Annotated in this window: 17 protein-coding genes; 8 read left to right on the top strand and 9 right to left on the bottom strand. The window is 64.3% G+C overall.

All coding sequences use genetic code 11. The annotated features are described in order from the left end of the window. Positions 1 to 15 precede the first annotated feature (15 nt). Positions 16 to 1,404, top strand: coding sequence for a glutathione-disulfide reductase (gene gor, locus Q2941_RS05485; protein WP_458191858.1), 1,389 nt, complete (start codon positions 16 to 18; stop codon positions 1,402 to 1,404). A gap of 6 nt (positions 1,405 to 1,410) precedes the next feature. Here the strand turns inward: gor and Q2941_RS05480 are convergent, their stop codons facing one another. Both Q2941_RS05480 and Q2941_RS05475 read right to left on the bottom strand, forming a co-directional pair. Continuing rightward, the gene (locus Q2941_RS05480) at positions 1,411 to 2,136 is read right to left on the bottom strand and encodes an EF-hand domain-containing protein (RefSeq protein WP_254112943.1); all 726 of its coding nucleotides are present in this window, start codon (positions 2,134 to 2,136) and stop codon (positions 1,411 to 1,413) included. Positions 2,137 to 2,144: 8 nt separating this feature from the next. Then, on the bottom strand, positions 2,145 to 3,737 hold the full coding sequence (locus Q2941_RS05475) for a CREC-EF hand family protein (RefSeq protein WP_254112942.1): 1,593 nt from the start codon (positions 3,735 to 3,737) through the stop codon (positions 2,145 to 2,147). 128 nt (positions 3,738 to 3,865) lie between these two features. Between Q2941_RS05475 and Q2941_RS05470 the strand changes: the two genes are divergently transcribed. After that, the gene (locus tag Q2941_RS05470; RefSeq protein ID WP_256576076.1) at positions 3,866 to 3,988 is read left to right on the top strand and encodes a hypothetical protein; all 123 of its coding nucleotides are present in this window, start codon (positions 3,866 to 3,868) and stop codon (positions 3,986 to 3,988) included. 7 nt (positions 3,989 to 3,995) lie between these two features. On the opposite strand, the gene Q2941_RS05465 is transcribed toward Q2941_RS05470, so the two are convergent. Further along, positions 3,996 to 4,937 carry a LysR family transcriptional regulator gene (locus tag Q2941_RS05465; protein WP_254112941.1) on the bottom strand — a complete coding sequence of 314 codons (942 nt, stop codon included), beginning with the start codon at positions 4,935 to 4,937 and terminating at the stop codon, positions 3,996 to 3,998. A 129-nt stretch (positions 4,938 to 5,066) separates the two neighbouring features. Here Q2941_RS05465 and Q2941_RS05460 point away from each other — a divergent pair, with 129 nt between their 5' ends. Continuing rightward, entirely contained in the window at positions 5,067 to 5,615 is a 549-nt protein-coding gene (locus Q2941_RS05460) for a hypothetical protein (protein ID WP_254112940.1), read from the top strand. Positions 5,616 to 5,626: 11 nt separating this feature from the next. Here Q2941_RS05460 and Q2941_RS05455 read toward each other — a convergent pair whose 3' ends face one another. Together Q2941_RS05455 and Q2941_RS05450 are read right to left on the bottom strand one after the other, a co-directional pair. Beyond that, positions 5,627 to 6,187 carry a DUF2478 domain-containing protein gene (locus Q2941_RS05455; RefSeq protein ID WP_027523618.1) on the bottom strand — a complete coding sequence of 187 codons (561 nt, stop codon included), beginning with the start codon at positions 6,185 to 6,187 and terminating at the stop codon, positions 5,627 to 5,629. A gap of 67 nt (positions 6,188 to 6,254) precedes the next feature. Next, positions 6,255 to 7,664, bottom strand: a complete 1,410-nt coding sequence (locus tag Q2941_RS05450; protein ID WP_458191857.1) for an aldehyde dehydrogenase family protein — start codon at positions 7,662 to 7,664, stop codon at positions 6,255 to 6,257. A 187-nt stretch (positions 7,665 to 7,851) separates the two neighbouring features. Between Q2941_RS05450 and Q2941_RS05445 the strand changes: the two genes are divergently transcribed. Both Q2941_RS05445 and Q2941_RS05440 read left to right on the top strand, forming a co-directional pair. Continuing rightward, on the top strand, positions 7,852 to 8,229 hold the full coding sequence (locus Q2941_RS05445) for a hypothetical protein (protein ID WP_027523620.1): 378 nt from the start codon (positions 7,852 to 7,854) through the stop codon (positions 8,227 to 8,229). A 324-nt stretch (positions 8,230 to 8,553) separates the two neighbouring features. Further along, the gene (locus Q2941_RS05440) at positions 8,554 to 10,410 is read left to right on the top strand and encodes an AI-2E family transporter (protein WP_458191856.1); all 1,857 of its coding nucleotides are present in this window, start codon (positions 8,554 to 8,556) and stop codon (positions 10,408 to 10,410) included. Between the two features lie 21 nt (positions 10,411 to 10,431). Here Q2941_RS05440 and Q2941_RS05435 read toward each other — a convergent pair whose 3' ends face one another. Beyond that, positions 10,432 to 10,806 carry a winged helix-turn-helix domain-containing protein gene (locus Q2941_RS05435; protein ID WP_458191855.1) on the bottom strand — a complete coding sequence of 125 codons (375 nt, stop codon included), beginning with the start codon at positions 10,804 to 10,806 and terminating at the stop codon, positions 10,432 to 10,434. A 362-nt stretch (positions 10,807 to 11,168) separates the two neighbouring features. On the opposite strand from Q2941_RS05435, the gene Q2941_RS05430 reads away from it, so the two are divergent. From Q2941_RS05430 to Q2941_RS05420, 3 genes are read left to right on the top strand one after another with little or no spacing between them, the layout of a single operon-like run. After that, the gene (locus Q2941_RS05430; RefSeq protein ID WP_458191854.1) at positions 11,169 to 11,642 is read left to right on the top strand and encodes a TerB family tellurite resistance protein; all 474 of its coding nucleotides are present in this window, start codon (positions 11,169 to 11,171) and stop codon (positions 11,640 to 11,642) included. 2 nt (positions 11,643 to 11,644) lie between these two features. Further along, complete coding sequence (locus Q2941_RS05425; protein WP_254112932.1) at positions 11,645 to 12,007, top strand: hypothetical protein; 363 nt, start codon at positions 11,645 to 11,647, stop codon at positions 12,005 to 12,007. Continuing rightward, positions 12,004 to 12,648 (top strand): TerC family protein, encoded by a 645-nt coding sequence (locus tag Q2941_RS05420; protein WP_458191853.1) that lies wholly within the window; start codon positions 12,004 to 12,006, stop codon positions 12,646 to 12,648. The genes Q2941_RS05425 and Q2941_RS05420 overlap by 4 nt, the downstream gene beginning before the upstream one ends. Positions 12,649 to 12,813: 165 nt before the next feature. On the opposite strand, the gene Q2941_RS05415 is transcribed toward Q2941_RS05420, so the two are convergent. The 3 genes from Q2941_RS05415 to Q2941_RS05405 form a co-directional block, all read right to left on the bottom strand. Further along, positions 12,814 to 13,599, bottom strand: a complete 786-nt coding sequence (locus Q2941_RS05415; RefSeq protein WP_458191852.1) for a class I SAM-dependent methyltransferase — start codon at positions 13,597 to 13,599, stop codon at positions 12,814 to 12,816. A gap of 8 nt (positions 13,600 to 13,607) precedes the next feature. Further along, on the bottom strand, positions 13,608 to 14,336 hold the full coding sequence (locus Q2941_RS05410) for a glutamine amidotransferase (protein ID WP_458191851.1): 729 nt from the start codon (positions 14,334 to 14,336) through the stop codon (positions 13,608 to 13,610). 122 nt (positions 14,337 to 14,458) lie between these two features. Continuing rightward, complete coding sequence (locus tag Q2941_RS05405) at positions 14,459 to 15,541, bottom strand: substrate-binding domain-containing protein (RefSeq protein ID WP_458191850.1); 1,083 nt, start codon at positions 15,539 to 15,541, stop codon at positions 14,459 to 14,461. Positions 15,542 to 15,654: the final 113 nt, after the last annotated feature.

Raw genomic sequence — 15,654 nt, 5'->3', positions numbered from 1 at the left:
AGGTCGGAGTGGACAATGGCTGAATTCGACGTCGACCTCTTTGTCATCGGTGGTGGTTCGGGCGGCGTGCGCGCCGCTCGCATCGCGGCCGGTCACGGCGCACGCGTGATGATCGCGGAAGAGTACCGCATGGGCGGGACCTGCGTGATCCGCGGCTGCGTGCCGAAAAAGCTGTTCGTGATCGGATCGCATGTCCGCCACGAGATCGAGGATGCCGCGGGCTTCGGCTGGACCATTCCGTCCGCAAGCTTCGACTGGCCGACGCTGATCGCCAACAAGGACAAGGAGATCGCGCGGCTCGAGGCGGCCTACACAACGAATGTCGAGAAGTCGGGCGCGCGGATCGTCAAGAGCCGCGCGGTCATCGAGGATGCCCACACCATCCGCCTGCTCGAGAACGACAAGACAATCACAGCAAGATACATCCTGATCGCCACCGGAGGCGCGCCCAACCATGGCTCGGCGATCCCCGGCATCGAGCATGTGATCTCCTCCAACGAAGCGTTTCATCTCAAGAAGTTGCCGAAGCGGATCGTGATCCAGGGCGGCGGCTATATCGCGCTGGAATTCGCCGGGATTCTTGCCGGCTTCGGCTCCGACGTCACCGTGATCTATCGCGGCGACAATATTTTGCGCGGTTTTGACGACGACGTCCGCGCTCATGTCCGCAGCGAGATGGAGAAGCAGGGCATCACCATCCTGACCGGCTGCACGGTGACCAAGGTCGATCGTTACGGTGACGAGTTCACCAGCCATCTGTCGAACGGCTCGAGCGTCGCCTCGGACCAGGTGATGTTCGCGATCGGCCGCCATCCCGCCGTCGCCAATCTGGGCCTCGAGAAGGCCGGCGTTGCCATCAATCCGAAGAACGGCGGAATCGCGGTCGACGGCTTCTCGAAGAGCTCGGTCGACAGCATCTACGCCATCGGCGACGTCACCCATCGCCACAATTTGACGCCGGTCGCGATCCGCGAGGGCCACGCCTTCGCCGACACCGTGTTCGGCAAGCGCGAGGTGCGGGTCGACCACGCCAACATCCCGACCGCCGTTTTCTCGCAGCCGGAGGTGGGCACCGTCGGCCTCACCGAGACCGAAGCGCGCGCGCAATTCAGCCACGTCGACATCTACAAGGCGACGTTCCGCCCGATCAAGGCGACGATGTCCGGCCGCGACACCCGCGTCTTGATGAAGCTCATCGTTGACGGCACCTCCGACCGCGTGCTCGGCTGCCACATCGTCGGCGATGCCGCCGCCGAGATCATCCAGGCGGTCGCGATCGCCGTGAAGATGAAGGCGACCAAGGCCGACTTCGACGCCACCATCGCGCTGCATCCGACCGCGGCCGAAGAGCTCGTCACCATGCGCACCCCGACCGCGCGCCACGTGCGGCAGGCGGCGGAGTAGGGGTCTTCACTTGGCGCTCTTCGGCGCCTGAATGTTCTGACTGCGGAGGGCTTCGATCTCCTCTCTGGAGAGGACGCCGTCAGCGTCGCTGTCGAGCCTGCGAAAGGCTGCCTCTGCGGCCTGAAGATATTCCTCCCGCGTGACCCGACCGTCACTGTTCTCATCGAGCGTGAGCGCGATTGTCTGCGGGGAATTGCTATCGAAGTGGATCGCGCGCTTCGCGCCGATCGCAAGCATCTCCGCGGCATCGATACGGCCGTCGCCGTTGGTGTCCGGCGCCATCGCCTGCGTGACCGCCGACTGAAATTGACGTTCTGCGGCGGCGGTGTCGCCGCCGCTCTGTTGCATCAATATCGTGATCATGCTTCCGGCGAGGAAGGTTTCGACCTCTGCGCGCGTGACCACACCGTCGCCTTCGAGATCGAACTGGAGCAGCGACGGCAGCGTCCCGGCGCGAGCGGCGGCCTCGTTGAGCTGGTATTGCAGCTTGAGGTCGGCCTCGGTGATCCCGCCATCGCCATTGACGTCGATCTTGCGAAACTCCGCGCGGCACCTGTCGAGATATTGCGCGAGCGTGTCACCGGTCCGGATGGCGCGTCCGAACGGCGATTGCGTGGGCGCGGCCGGTGCTGGCGCGCGTTGGGCGAATGCGCCGCCAGTGAGCAGCGTCATCGCGATCGCGAGCAACGGCAGAACCGGCAATGACAGTTTGTTCAGGACGTGGCAGATCATGGCACCATCTACTCCATTGTCACCTTGGAGTGGCCGGGATGGCCGGCTGGCCGGGGCACGCCGTTGGGAACGATGAAGCTGACGGAATTGCCGCCTGCCAAGCCTGCCGGAAAGCGGGTCTGGCGGGTGACGACGAAGTCCCCGCGCGCATTGCGGACAAGCGCCCCTTCGGTCAGCAGTTGCAACAGCCCGGCCTGGACCGGCAAGACCTCGTAACGTGTGACGGGCTGGCCGCCGAGGACCGAGTCGGGCTCCACGGACATCAGCCCTCCCGGGCAAGACTGAAGAAGGTCTTCGCGAATATCGCGCCACTCAGGATTCAGATTGGCAAATGTCCCGGTCTGGTCGGCCTCGCTCGGAGCGGAGATATTTCCCGACGGCAGCCTGAGATTCCACATTCGCTTGGCGGTCACGGCAATGTCCGGTTCGCGTCCGAAGAGGAGCCTGGTTCGAAAAGACGTCTCCTTCGGATTGCGTTCGGTCATGTTGACCCAGAAGCTGTCACACCGGCCCGATTTGCCAATCGTGACGTTCTCCCTGGAAAGCCCGGTGGCGCCGACTGCGGGGCCTTGGCCTTCGTTGCCCGATCCCCCGGCCAGGACGAGGTGCTTCACGCGGTCGACCGCGCCTTCGAATTGCCAGATCGTGCGGTTCGACGCGATCATCACCAGGTACAGTGGCTCGCGGCCGGGCTCGATGATCACCTTGGTCGTAAACGTTTTTTTGTCCTGAGAGCCGATCGCGGCCGTCGACAGGGCGAGCGGCTCGTAGCCGTTGAAAAGCACGAACCTGTCGTCCTTTGCAGGCTTGGGAACGGCGCACTCGATCGCCAGCTTTTCGTCGTAGCTTAGTTGCGTCTCGATGACCCTCGGCGCCGGCAAACCCGATCGTTGCCAATAGCCGTCGAATTCGGTCCGCGAGATCACGCCGTCGCCGTCGGTATCGACGTCGGCAAACCGCCGCTCCATCGCGTCGGCATATTCCTTGAACGTGGTCTTGCCGTCACCGTCGGCGTCATAGCTCGCCAGGACGCGGTAGACCGCGTCGAAATCGATTCCGAGTGGTGTCGGGAATTTTCGCGCGTGAGCTATGGCCTCATTCCAGTCGATCTTGCCGTCGCCATCGATATCGGCGCGCATGCTGCTCTCGACGACGCGGCGCGCCTGCTCGCTCCGCCGCGCGTCGGCCTCGGGTCCTTCGCCAGGAACGAAATGCGACAGATGGCGCGCGAAGATCGTGAGCTCCTCGGCGGAGACCGTGCCATCACCGTCCAGGTCGGCCTGGAACATCAGGCTGATCTGCCGCCCGCGCTGCATGGCCTCGTGGCGCTGGCGGTTGCGCTGGCGGTCGACCTCGGTGATCGCGCCGTCGCGATCGAGGTCATGCAGCATGAAGGGGACTTTGATCTTCTCCTGGAACGCATAGTAGCGCAGCTCCGGCGCCAATGTCTGTGCGATATGCGCCTCGAGATCGTACGTGACGATGGGGCTCGACGGCTGAGCGGGAGCTTGAGGGGCATTTTGAGCAATTGCCGTGACTGGCAAAGCCAGATGCGCGACCACGAAAGCCAACGCGGTCAGGAACCGCCAATTTGGCCGCATGTTGCTATCCTCCGAACCTCACCGATGCCGCCGGTTATGCCTTTTGACGGGTTCTGCAACGTTTAACGTAACCAAAAGGTGTGCATGATGGTGCGCAAGTAGTGATCCCAATGGTTACGATTCGATCTTTGCCGGACTTCTCTCCAATGCGCACAGCCACGCCGTCGACCGCGCTGCATCCGACCGCCGCCGAAGAGCTCGTCACCATGCGCACCCCGACCGCGCGCCACGTGCGGCAGGCGGCGGAGTAGGGGCGCCTTACGCGCCGACCTTGCCGTGGTCGGCGTTCTCCTGCCGTTCGCGATCGCCGAGCTCGCGCACCAGCTCCTGGAGGAACGACTCGGTATAGGCGGGCAGGACCCGTTCGGCGCGAACATAGACGCCGAGGTCCGACCACACCGGACTGCCGGCGTTGTCCAGCGGCAGGAATTTGAGCTGTCCGCTATTGGCGAGGCGGCCGATGCCGATCTGGGTCTGGATCGCAACGCCGACGCCGCGCGCCGCAAGCTCGCGCATCAGGTCGATGGAATTGGCCTGCACGGCGGGCTCGGGCGTTTCGGCAAGCTGCGCGATGAGCGGTTGCAGCAGGTGGTAGATCGACAGCTCCGGAAGCGCGTGAATGATCGGAAAGGCGAGGGATTGCGCCAGCGTCACGGTCCGGCGCCGCGCCAGCGGATGATCGGCCGCAACGATCGCCCCTAACCGGAAGCGCTTCAGCGCGACCTGGCGCAGATCCTGGGGATGGCGCAGCGCCATGGCAATGCCGATGTCGGCTTCGCCGCGGCTCAGCGCGTCCAGCACGTCGGCTGATCCCATCACCTGCGTGGTGAAAGTGACGCGGCGGGCGCGGCCGCGATGCGACGCGATCAGGCCGGGCAGCAGCGATTCAGCGAGCGACTCGATGCAGGCGATGCTCACCGAGCCGCGCCATGTCCCGGACAGCGACTGGACGTCGGAGCGAAAGCGGTCGTGGTCCTGGAGCACGGTCATGACGTGCCGGGCGAGCATCTCGCCGACCGTGGTCAATGTCAGCCCGCGCGCCGTCCGCTCGAACAGCGGCGCGCCGATCTCCTCTTCCAGCTTGAGGACCTGCCGGCTGACCGCCGAGGAGGCGACGTTGAGGGTCCGCGCCGCGGCGCGGATCGAGCCGGTCCGGCGCACGGCGTGGAAGTAGTACAGGGCGGGGGCATGAAATCGCATCGCGCGACTATAGCTGTTGCCGATTCGGCAGCAAGGCGTACGAAATTCTCTGCTTTTCGAGAACAGCCTCTGGCCCTAGTTTTCGCCCGCGGCGGCCAGGGGGCGCGGCCGAACAGGGGGATTTGGGCGGTGGACGGGAAAAGCGCGTGCGCGCTGGCGGCGGAGCCGCACGGTTTGATCGATCGGCGCCGCGCGGCCGCCTATGTCGGCGTCACCGCCGGCCGCTTCGAGCAGCTGGTCCGCGACAATGTCGTGCCGCCGCCGGTCATGGTGGACAGGAGCCGCCGATGGCCGGTCGCAGCACTCGATCTCGCCAAGCAATCGGTCAGCGCAGGGGCGACGAAGGCGGCGGTGGTCCCGGAGACTGCGCCGTGCGGCGAGCCGATCGAGCCATCGCGGGTGTTGCCCGATGAGGCCTGGCTCCAGCAGAGGGCAAAACTGGTGCGGCGGGTCCGCAGGTCGCTGCTGTCGGGCAACGAGATCCGCGCGTTGCGCGAGTTCAGGGCGCAGCGACAGAGCCAGATCAGCATGCACGGCTATTACGGGAGCTTCGAAGCGCTGATGGTCCGCGGTTACGTCGTCGAAATCGCGCGCAAGCCGCCGTCGAGCCGTCCGCTGGTGACCTACCGCTTGACGGAGCTCGGCGGACAGGTGCTCTCAGCGCTCAGGGACGAGTAGGGGGCGCGACTTCACTTCAGCACGGCGCACACCGTGGAATGCTCGGCTTCGACCGCGCAGGGCGAGGGCGTCGCGATACGCTGCCACCACGCATCGAGCGCGTGGCGCTCGCAGCGGAGCTTGACGCTCATGCCGCCGGCGAACTTGATCCAGTCGGCGAAGTGGTCGTTTGCAACCGCGATCACCACGGGGATGTCGGCGTTGAACGCCCGCTCGATCAGATAAGCCAGCCCCTTGCCATTGCGCTCCCGTTTGCCGAAGCGGTTGATGATGACGAGGTCGGCGCCATGTGCCAACGCCTCGGCGATCTGCTCGCCGGCGTTCTGGAGCCGCGCAAGATCGAGCCGGCAACCGCTCGCGGCGGGATCGAAGTCCTGCGCCAGCAGCAGTTTCTCGCCGTTGTGAAGCAGCACCGCCGACAGGCTGGAGTCCGCGCAATGGCCCGCCTGCACCATGCCCACGACCCGCAACCCGCGCGCATTCAGGTCGGCCGCGAAGCCGCGCAAGATGGTGTCGGGATCCTGATGCGGTTCATAGACCAGGGCGGCAAGATCGCTTTGTGCATCGAACATCGTCCGCCTCCGCTTGAGTGAGAATGAGCGGGGCCGCGGCGGTTGCGCAGCGACCCCGGATTTCGCCTCAGGCCGCAGGCGGCCCGTTGATGATCTGAAGCTGGGTGAATTCGGCAAGGCCCTCCTCGGCGAATTCGGTGCCGATGCCCGACTGCTTGGCGCCGCCGAACGGGATGTTCGGAGCCATGTCGAGATGCTTGTTGATCCACACCGTGCCGGACTCGAGCTGGCTCGCGACCTCGTGCGCGCGCTTGATGTCCGACGACCACACCGAGGCGCCGAGGCCGTAGGTCGTGGCATTGGCGCGGCGGATCACGTCGTCCTTGTCGGAATATTTGATCACCGGCAGGACGGGGCCGAACTGCTCCTCGTCGACCAGCTTCGAGCCCTCCTGAATGTCGCGCACGATGGTCGGTTCGATGAAATAGCCGGGACGGTCCATCGCCGAGCCGCCGGCGATGACGTTGCCGTTCTTGCGCGCGTCCTCGAGAAACGTTTTCACCTTCTCGTACTGCATCTTGTTCTGCAGCGGCCCGAGCTTGGTGCCCTGCTTCGATCCGTCATCGACCACGGTGTTCTTGGCGATCGCGACCAGCTCGTTGCAGAGCTCGTCATAGACGGACTCGTGGACATAGAGCCGCTTGATGGCGAGGCAGACTTGCCCTGAGTTCTGGAACGCGCCTTCGAAGATTCCCGGCGCGACCTTCTTCGGATCGACGTCGTCGAGCACGATGCCGGCATCGTTGCCGCCGAGCTCGAGCGTGATGCGCTTGAGCGTCTGCGCTGCGCTCGCCATGACCTTCTGGCCGGTGGCCGAAGAGCCGGTGAAGGAGATCTTGCGGATATCAGGGTGCTTGGTCATCTCGCCGCCGAGATCGTTGGCGTCGGTGATGACGTTGAGCACGCCTTTCGGCAGCACGTCCTTGACGAGCTCGGCAAAGCGCAGCGTCGCGAGCGGCGTGGTCGGCGCGGGCTTCACCACCAGCGTGTTGCCGGCGAGCAGCGCCGACGGCAGCTTGAAGCTGAGGATGAGCAGCGGATAGTTCCAGGGAATGATGGCGCCGACGACGCCGAGCGGCCGGCGATACGCCTCGACCTTGCGGTCGCCGGAGTTCTCGATCACCCGCATCGGCAGCTCGAGCGAGCCGAGATAACGGAAGAACGCGGCCATGCCGAGGACCTCGCCGGTGGCGTCCGTGAGCGGCTTGCCCTGCTCGGCGGTCAGAAGGCGCGCGAGCTCGCCGGAATTGGCCTCGATGACGTCAGCCATCTTGATCACGAGCTTGCGCCGCTCCTCGATCGGCGTCGCGGCCCAGGCCGGGTAGGCGGCTTTCGCCGCGGCCACGGCCGCGTCGAGCTGGCTCTTCGAGGCGCGCGGGCACTGCGCCAGTACGTCCTCGGTCGCGGGATTGAGCACGGGCATGGTCAGGTCGCCGGGCACCATCTTGCCGTCGATGAGAAGGTTGTAGTCGCTCATTGGCTTGTTCGCTCCCTGTCAAAACGGGCCGTTCGGGCCTCGCTATATCCATACGTATATCACGCATTCGGTGAGTGAGCCATGCTGTGCGTTTCGAGCGGTTCCAAAAAAAGGCGGCTGGACGAGGCGGCCGATATCGATATATCGTGAGCGATATAGCGAAGGCGTGCATTTGTCGGAGCGTGCAATGGAAATCAGCGTCAAATCGCTCACGACCTGCGAGGTCGCGCCCGATGGCGGCGCGATCGCGCTGCGGTTCGAGGATGCTGCGGGCAAGCCTGCCGAGGTCCGCGTCTCGCTCAACCAGGTCGGCGCGCTGATCATGACATTGCCCGGCCTGCTCGAAGCCGCGCTGAAGGCCCGCTATGGCGACCAGAGCCTGCGCTACGCCTATCCGCTGGCAGCCTGGGTGGTCGAGCAATCAACGGACACGACCCAGCGCATCATCACGCTGGAGACCGAGGACGGCTTCAAGGTCCGCTTCTCGATCCCGAAAGCCGAGCAAAGCCTGCTCGGCGAGGCGCTGATCCAGCCGGCGCCGGAGATGGCGGTGCGGCCGAACTAGGGCAATCCCGCGCGCCGCAGATCCACTAATCCATCGAGATCGACGTGCTCACGCGTGCCCGGGCAGCGGGCATTGCGGAGATGGCGGTCACCCTCTTACTTTGTTCTTACCCGAGGTGGAAAAGAGGCGTAGAATTATCCGCCGAAAGAGTAGCGCCGCGACCGGCAATCGTCCATTCGCATTGCAGAACCCAAGTCCAGTGAACTGAGGGGTTTCATCGAAGCCGGAGCGACTATCGTTCGGCTAAGAGCGAGGGCCACGCAGTTGCAGGATAAGCCCGAGCAAACAAGGCTAACGCAGCGGCGGGGGAGCGCGCTGATAAATATGGCCGTCGCAGCGCTGATTATTGCTGCGCTGTATTTCGGCCGGGAAGTTTTCGTTCCGGTCGCACTGGCCGTTCTCTTGAGCTTCGTTCTCGCGCCTTTCGTCATCCGCCTCTATTCATGGCGAGTTCCGCGCACGGCTTCCGTACTCGTAGTCGTCTTCTTCGGATTTGCGATCATATTCAGTTTAGGCGGGCTCATGGTATCGCAGGCAACGCGCCTTGCCGCCAAGCTGCCCGGATATCAGCAAACGCTGAGTGACAAGATCGAGAGCCTTCGCGGGTTGATGGGCGGTTCTGGAACGTTGGAACAGGCCTCTGCCGTTCTCAAGGAGCTGGGGACAGAGCTGCAACATGGTGAGGCGACGACTGGTCGGTCGGACAATGGGCTCTCGAGACAAGCGTCAGATAGAACGCTTCCGATACCCGTTGAGGTCAAGCAGCCCGACCCGGGTGCTCTGACGACGCTCGCCAAAATTATCGAGCCTTTGCTTTCGCCGCTCACGACGACGGGAATCGTCGTCATTTTCGTAACTTTCATCCTGTTGCAACGCGAGGATCTGAGGAATCGCCTCGTCCGTCTTGCGGGCTCGAGCGATATTCAGCGCACGACGGCAGCCCTTGACGACGCGGGCAAGCGCCTGAGCAAACTCTTCCTGACCCAGATCATCTTCAACGCGGTGTTCGGTCTGGCAATCGGCTTGGGTCTCGAATTGATCGGCGTGCCCTCCGCTCCGTTGTGGGGGCTGCTAGCGATGATCCTAAGATTCGTTCCGTATATTGGTGCGCTGATCTCAGCCATATTTCCGCTCATTCTCGCTGCCGCTGTTGGTTCGGGCTGGCAAATGCTGGTGCTGACAGCTCTGTTGTTCGTGGTTCTGGAACTGCTCGCCGGCCAGGTACTTGAACCATTGATCTATGGCCATAGTTCTGGCCTGTCTCCCGTCGCAATCATCCTGTCTGCGTCATTCTGGACGTGGCTCTGGGGTCCGGTCGGACTGGTCATGGCGACGCCTCTGACAATATGTCTCGTTGTCGTGGGACGGCATGTCGAGCGGCTCAAGTTCCTTGAAATCATGCTGGGCGACCGACCTCCTCTGAGTCCGCCTCAGCTGGCTTATCAACGAATGCTGGCGGGGGATCCTCTTGAAGCCGCGGAGCAAGCACATGAGTTCCTCAAAGGGGCGTCACTTGAGGAATACTGCGATACGATCCTGCTCGAGGGACTGAGGCTCGCGGAAGCCGACCGCCGATTGGGCCATCTCGACGAAGAACGGCTAAATCGCATTGCTTCGACCGTCGACGAGCTGGTGGCCGACCTGGAAGCGCACCACGATTTGGACTCACCGGCCTTGGACATGAGCGCGAACCCCGGTGCCGCGATCGCAATTGAGCAGGCAAGGGCGCAACGCAAGTTGATCGAGGAAGAAAGCAGATCACCGCGTTCGGTGCTCTGCATTCCAGGATCCGGAAAGCTCGACGAAGCGACGGCGCTGGTGTTGTCCTATTTGCTGCGGCACCGTGGTATCGAGGCGATCGCGGAAGAAGCGGACGCGCTATCAACGGCGAAATTCTTTTCGCTGGATATGACGGATACCTCGCTTGCGTGCCTCTGCTACGTCAGTCAACCGTCCACCGCCAAGATTCAAGATGTCGTTCGCAGGCTCAATAAGAAGAACGCCGATACCCGCATTCTGCTCGCCCTGTTCGGAACAGGTGCCGCCACGCCGACGATGGGTGCGGTTGGTGCGACGGTTTGTGCTGGATCATTTGGCGCCGCGTTAGACGCAATAGTTCAGACGGCTGCCAGGCAGCGCGACCCTACAATCGTCGACACCAAAGATATTACTGCTACCTAACACGAGTCGGCGCGTTCGGACTCACGCCTTGCGCGAGCGCTTGATGTCCGTCCTCAGCGCCATCAGCTCCTTGCGCACGGCGCGCGCGGCGTCGCGCTCGATCTTGCGGTAGCGCGCGACGAGGGCGGTGCCGAACGGGGTCAGCATCGCGCCGCCGCCGTTCTTGCCGCCGGTCTGGGGCTCGACTGCGGCGTGTCCGCAGATACGGTTGATCTCGTCCACGAGATCCCAGGCGCGCTTGTAGGACATGTCCATGGCGCGGCCCGCGGCCGAGATCGAGCCGTGCTCCCGAATATTCTCCAGGAGCTGGATCTTGCCGGGCCCGATCCGGTCCTCGGCGTCCAGATCGATCCGGACGCTCAGTTGGGGAAGCGATTTTGCGCCCAAGCGCGACATGACTGGCTCTCTTCGGTCGTCCAGCGCGAGATTGCCACCACGCAGGCCGGCGAACAAGGTAAACGGGACGGATATCCCTTACGGCGATTTTATGAACGGCGCGCCGCGTTCCCGCGGCTGCTGGTCGCAGCTCGGCCGGCTTGATTTGGCCTGGGCGAGCTTTATCTCTCCCTTCAACAGAATCCGGGCCCCTCTGACGAGGCCGCCGATCCCTCGGCCAACCTCGTGATGTCGGATGACCTGTCCCGCGCGCGAATGCGTTTGGATTGGACGATCGTTGGGCCCAGCGCACCTGCTCTCATCGACCAGTCATCCTCATCGCTTCCCGCGTGCGGTCACAACCGTAAGCTTGAGGAGCTATGATGCCTGACGCAGAAGCTTTGCGCCCCATCCAGGGCGAGATTACCGAACCTTCCAGCCTGCATGAGCAGGCCGCCGCCGCGCTCGTGATTGCCGGCGCGCTGGTCGCCGTCGCCGACCGCCGTGTCGCCGCGGTCGAGCGCGAGGAGGTGACCCGCTTCATCCGGGAGCACGGGCTCGCTCCGCATGTCAGCGAAGCGCGGCTTGCTGCGATGTTCGACGAGCTCGCGGAGCGGCTGGAGCAGCCTGATTTCGCCAATGTCGTCATCGACACGCTCCGCCCGGTCTCGGACCTGCCGCTGGCCGCGCATCTCATCGACATCTCCGAGCGGGTCGCCGCGGCGGACGAGGACGTGCATCCGCATGAGGTGCAGGCGATCAAGCTGCTCCGCCTGCTCACGCTGGTGCTGCCGCGCTCGAAGCCGGTTAGCCGGGTCACGCCGCGCGGCGAGGGCCGCCTCGCATCCGGAGCGTGAGCATGAGCGCAGGCACCGACGATCACGCGAGGTCGCGCGAGCGCGCCACCGGCGAGGCCGCCGGCGGCGATCCGCGCCTTGACGCGCTCGTCGGCCGCCTGCCGCCGCGCGTTAGCGGCACCGTCACCTACCTGCTGCGACCCTCGAACCGCTGGGTGCGGATGCCCGCCGGCGCGCTGCTGGTCGTCGGCGGCGTGCTGTCGTTTCTGCCGGTGCTCGGCATCTGGATGCTGCCGCTCGGCCTTGCCCTGCTTGCCGAGGATGTGCCGGGCTTGCGCTCGCAGCGCTCGAAAGTCCTGGACTGGATCGAGCGCCGCAAGCCGCACTGGCTCGGTGCAGCCTCGCGTCCGAATGATCAGACATGAGCGAATTCATCACCCCCGAAGCGCTGACGGCGCTGTTTCAGGTCGTCCTGATCGACCTCGTGCTCGCCGGCGACAATGCCGTCGTCATCGGCCTTGCCGCGGCGGGCCTGCCTGCCGGCCAGCGCCGCCGTGCCATCATCGTCGGCATCGCGGCTGCGACCGTGCTGCGCATTGTTTTCGCCGGCGTTGCGACCCAGCTCCTCCAGGTGCTCGGCCTTCTGCTGGCCGGCGGCGTGCTGCTGCTGTGGGTCTGCTGGAAGATGTGGCGCGAATTGCGCGAGCAGTCGTCCCACGCCGGCGTGCTGGCGCTCGGTCATGCCGGGGCCGGGAGCACGGCGCATGCGCAGGCGCCGCGCAAAACTTTTCGGCAGGCGGTGCTCCAGATCGTCGCCGCCGACGTCTCGATGTCGCTCGACAACGTGCTGGCTGTCGCGGGCGCCGCACGCGAGCATCCGTTCATCCTGGCCTTCGGCCTGTTGCTGTCGGTCGCGCTGATGGGCGTCGCCGCAGATCTGCTCGGCCGCGTGCTCCAGAAGCAGCGCTGGATCGCCTATGTCGGCCTCGCCATCATCGTCTACGTCGCCTTCGAGATGATCTGGCGCGGCTCGGTCGAGCTCGCGCCGGTCATCGCCAGCCTCTGATCCAGGCCTTTCCGACTTCTTTTCGGAAAACCGCTTCGCACTTTTCCGGATCATGCTTGTCGGAAACGTCTTGCTGTCAAGGAACGAGCGAGGACACCGCCAGCGTCACCACGCACGGACGATCAGTCAATGACAGAGAAGTTTCCGCCGCCTTACCCGGTCGGATCAGACCCGGCCGACGATCAGTTTGAGGGAGCCGCCAAAGGAGGGCAATTTTCGATGCTCGCCAAATCGCTCGTCCCAGTGGCCGGACGCCAGATCGCGGCCGAGGGCATCCTCGAAGCGCTGCACTGCATCGTCGTCGACGAAGCTCCAAGCTGAGCAGGCGAGCCGCGCGGCGGGATCAAGCAGCATCTCCGGCCGGCCGTAATAGGCTTCATTGAAGCCATCGGTGCAATCCAGCGGAATGGGAACGGACAGGATCTCGGAGTTGGCCCCGAGTGCCTGCGCAATGTCGTGCACCGGCGGATATCTCACCGACTCGACTGCGATCACCTCGGGGCAATAGGCGTCGAGCCAGAAGCGATCGAGTTCGCTCGGCTCGCAGCTCATGATGATGACCGGACCGCGTGTGACCCGCCGCATCTCGCGCAGGCCCGCATTGAGATCTTTCCATTGATGCACGGAGAAAGTCGACATCGCGGCGTCGAAGGAAGCGTCCTTGAAGGGGAGGTTTTCGGCAACGGCGTCGATCGCTGCGGGAAGATGCGGCGGGCGCTGGTCGCGCATCGACTGTGAGGGTTCAACCGGGGTCACCGTGCGGTCCTTCGGCTCGTACGAGCCGGCACCGGCCCCGACGTTGAGAACGGTCTGTGCATCGCCAAGCGCGACCCCGATCAGGCTGGCGATGCGCGGGTCGGGACGCCGAAAATTCACATAGCCCTTGCCGATCGCGCCGTAATTGGCGTCGCCGGCACTGCCGTCCTGATGACGCGGCGATTCGTTTTGCATGAAGGCTCCTACGGCGCAGCCGTGCGCAGCGATGCGTCACGGTGCCCGATCTGGCGAAGCCAGTCGGAGAATACGCGATCCGCCTCGCGCGCAAGTCCGCCTGAGAGTTCTGCGGTCCGTGTCCGAAGCTGCGACACCGAAATTTTCGTCGCCGCAAGCTCGATAGCGTGGCCGACATACCACTCCTCGAGTTGCCGCGGATCGGCCTCGAGGTGGAATTGCAGCGCCAGCGCATGGCCGTCGCAGGAGAATGCCTGGTTTTCGTAGTTCTCGTTGGCGGCAAGCCGCGTTGCGGAAGCCGGGAGATCGAACGTGTCGCCATGCCAATGCAGGACCGGCGTGGTGCCGGCAAGCGGTTTCAGGCAGGAGGCGAGGCCTGCCTCCGTCAGCGAGACCGGTCCCCAGCCGATCTCCTTGACGTGACCGCCAAGTGCCTTCGCCATGAGCTGCGCGCCGAGGCAGATGCCGAGTGTCGGAAGATCCCGGCCGAGGCGGTGCTCGATGAGCGCGATTTCCCGCGCGATGAACGGATAGCTCTCGGTCTCGTAGACGCCGATCGGGCCGCCGAGAACGACGAGGAGATCGGCATCCCTGATCGAGGGATGGCTGAGATCGTCGACCGGTGCGTCGCAGAAGGAGACGTTCCAGCCTTCGCGCTCCATGACCGGCGCGAGCAGGCCGAGATCCTCGAAGGCGACGTGACGGAGCGCGACGGCAGATCGGCGGCGTTGAAACATTCAGCAAGTCCTGTTGCGCGAGTTAGCCGGGCCAGCATCCGCTATATTCAAACTGATATAGCGTGTCCCGGACCTCGTCCAGTCGGTTCGGGCTAATGCGGCGTGGGCATGACCGCATGGCTTCACCGTACGGCGTGCATCTCCAAAAAGGCCTTCACGCCGGTGACGTCGCCGGTATCGGTCGGCTGGTAGCCCGGGAGGACGGCGACAGCGGCCCGAAACTCGGCGCTGCGGATGATCTCGAGGATGCGCCGCATCGGCTCGGTATCCAGGAATGCGCGCTTGCAGACGAAGAAATAGTCCTCGGTCACGACCCGGATGAAATCGAGGCCGAAATGCCGGGCGGCCGCTTCCACGCCAAAGCTCACGTCCGCCATACCGCTCGCGACATAGGCGGCGACTGCGGCGTGAGTGAATTCGATCTGCTGTGCGCCGTTGATGCGGCTCTCGTCGATGCCGTTCGCGGCGAGCAACTGGTCGAACAACAGGCGCGTGCCGGAATCATGGTCGCGGTTGACGAAGCGTACCCTGGGAGCGGTCAGATCCTGGATCGATCCGATGCCTAGCGGGTTGCCGCGCGCAACCATCAGCCCCATCTCGCGCGTGACGAAATTGATGATGCGGTCCTCACGCGGATCGAGCCATTCGCGCGCCGCCTTGATGCCCTGCGCTCGCAAGGCGCCGTGCGGCAAGTGGAGGCCCGAGAGGTCACAGGCGCCCTGCGCCAGCGAGACCAGCGAATGCTGGTTGCTGACATAGCGCAGGTCGACGCCTATGCCGGGCTCGCGGTCGAGGAACTCGCGAAGCTTCGCCACCGCAAAGCCGTGGCTGGCATGAACGCGGATCACCGAGGGGCGCTGCTCGAGGAACGGCTTGATCTCGCTCGCCAGTTCCTGCGCGAGATTGTCGAGCTGGGGTCCGAGCCGCGCCTGCATGCGTTCGCCGGCCCATACCAGCCGCTCGCCGAACGCGGTGAGCTTGGTGCCCTTGCCGCGCTGGGTCTCGACGAGAGGCGTGCCGAAGAACTCCGACCATTGCTCGATCAGATTCCAGACGTGCCGATAGGACAGATGCGCGTCATTGGCTGCGCTGGTGATCTTGCCGGTCTTCCTGATCTCCTTGAGGACGCCGAGCATGATCACGGCGGTGCGCGGGCTTCCTTCGCGGCGAAACCGCCAGACGGCCTCGATCTCGATCTGAAGCATTGGCTTTCCTTATGAAGTTCGCTTCATATGAGAAGCGTCCATTTGCACACGATATCATATTTACTACAGCCAGTCGGCGCCTAGTCTGGCATACCAGAACAGGAGGAAATATG

The organism is Bradyrhizobium sp. UFLA05-153, assembly GCF_054185185.1.
This window is presented reverse-complemented; position numbering and strand designations above follow the sequence as displayed.

Coding starts and splice junctions, on each gene's coding strand:
- Q2941_RS05410 (WP_458191851.1), bottom strand. CDS start 14,336: ATGTTTCAACGCCGCCGATCTGCCGTCGCGCTCCGTCACGTCGCCTTC.
- Q2941_RS05435 (WP_458191855.1), bottom strand. CDS start 10,806: ATGTCGCGCTTGGGCGCAAAATCGCTTCCCCAACTGAGCGTCCGGATC.
- Q2941_RS05455 (WP_027523618.1), bottom strand. CDS start 6,187: ATGTTCGATGCACAAAGCGATCTTGCCGCCCTGGTCTATGAACCGCAT.
- Q2941_RS05430 (WP_458191854.1), top strand. CDS start 11,169: ATGCCTGACGCAGAAGCTTTGCGCCCCATCCAGGGCGAGATTACCGAA.
- Q2941_RS05425 (WP_254112932.1), top strand. CDS start 11,645: ATGAGCGCAGGCACCGACGATCACGCGAGGTCGCGCGAGCGCGCCACC.
- Q2941_RS05465 (WP_254112941.1), bottom strand. CDS start 4,937: ATGCGATTTCATGCCCCCGCCCTGTACTACTTCCACGCCGTGCGCCGG.
- Q2941_RS05420 (WP_458191853.1), top strand. CDS start 12,004: ATGAGCGAATTCATCACCCCCGAAGCGCTGACGGCGCTGTTTCAGGTC.
- gor (WP_458191858.1), top strand. CDS start 16: ATGGCTGAATTCGACGTCGACCTCTTTGTCATCGGTGGTGGTTCGGGC.
- Q2941_RS05475 (WP_254112942.1), bottom strand. CDS start 3,737: ATGCGGCCAAATTGGCGGTTCCTGACCGCGTTGGCTTTCGTGGTCGCG.
- Q2941_RS05415 (WP_458191852.1), bottom strand. CDS start 13,599: ATGCAAAACGAATCGCCGCGTCATCAGGACGGCAGTGCCGGCGACGCC.
- Q2941_RS05450 (WP_458191857.1), bottom strand. CDS start 7,664: ATGAGCGACTACAACCTTCTCATCGACGGCAAGATGGTGCCCGGCGAC.
- Q2941_RS05405 (WP_458191850.1), bottom strand. CDS start 15,541: ATGCTTCAGATCGAGATCGAGGCCGTCTGGCGGTTTCGCCGCGAAGGA.
- Q2941_RS05480 (WP_254112943.1), bottom strand. CDS start 2,136: ATGATCTGCCACGTCCTGAACAAACTGTCATTGCCGGTTCTGCCGTTG.
- Q2941_RS05445 (WP_027523620.1), top strand. CDS start 7,852: ATGGAAATCAGCGTCAAATCGCTCACGACCTGCGAGGTCGCGCCCGAT.
- Q2941_RS05440 (WP_458191856.1), top strand. CDS start 8,554: ATGGCCGTCGCAGCGCTGATTATTGCTGCGCTGTATTTCGGCCGGGAA.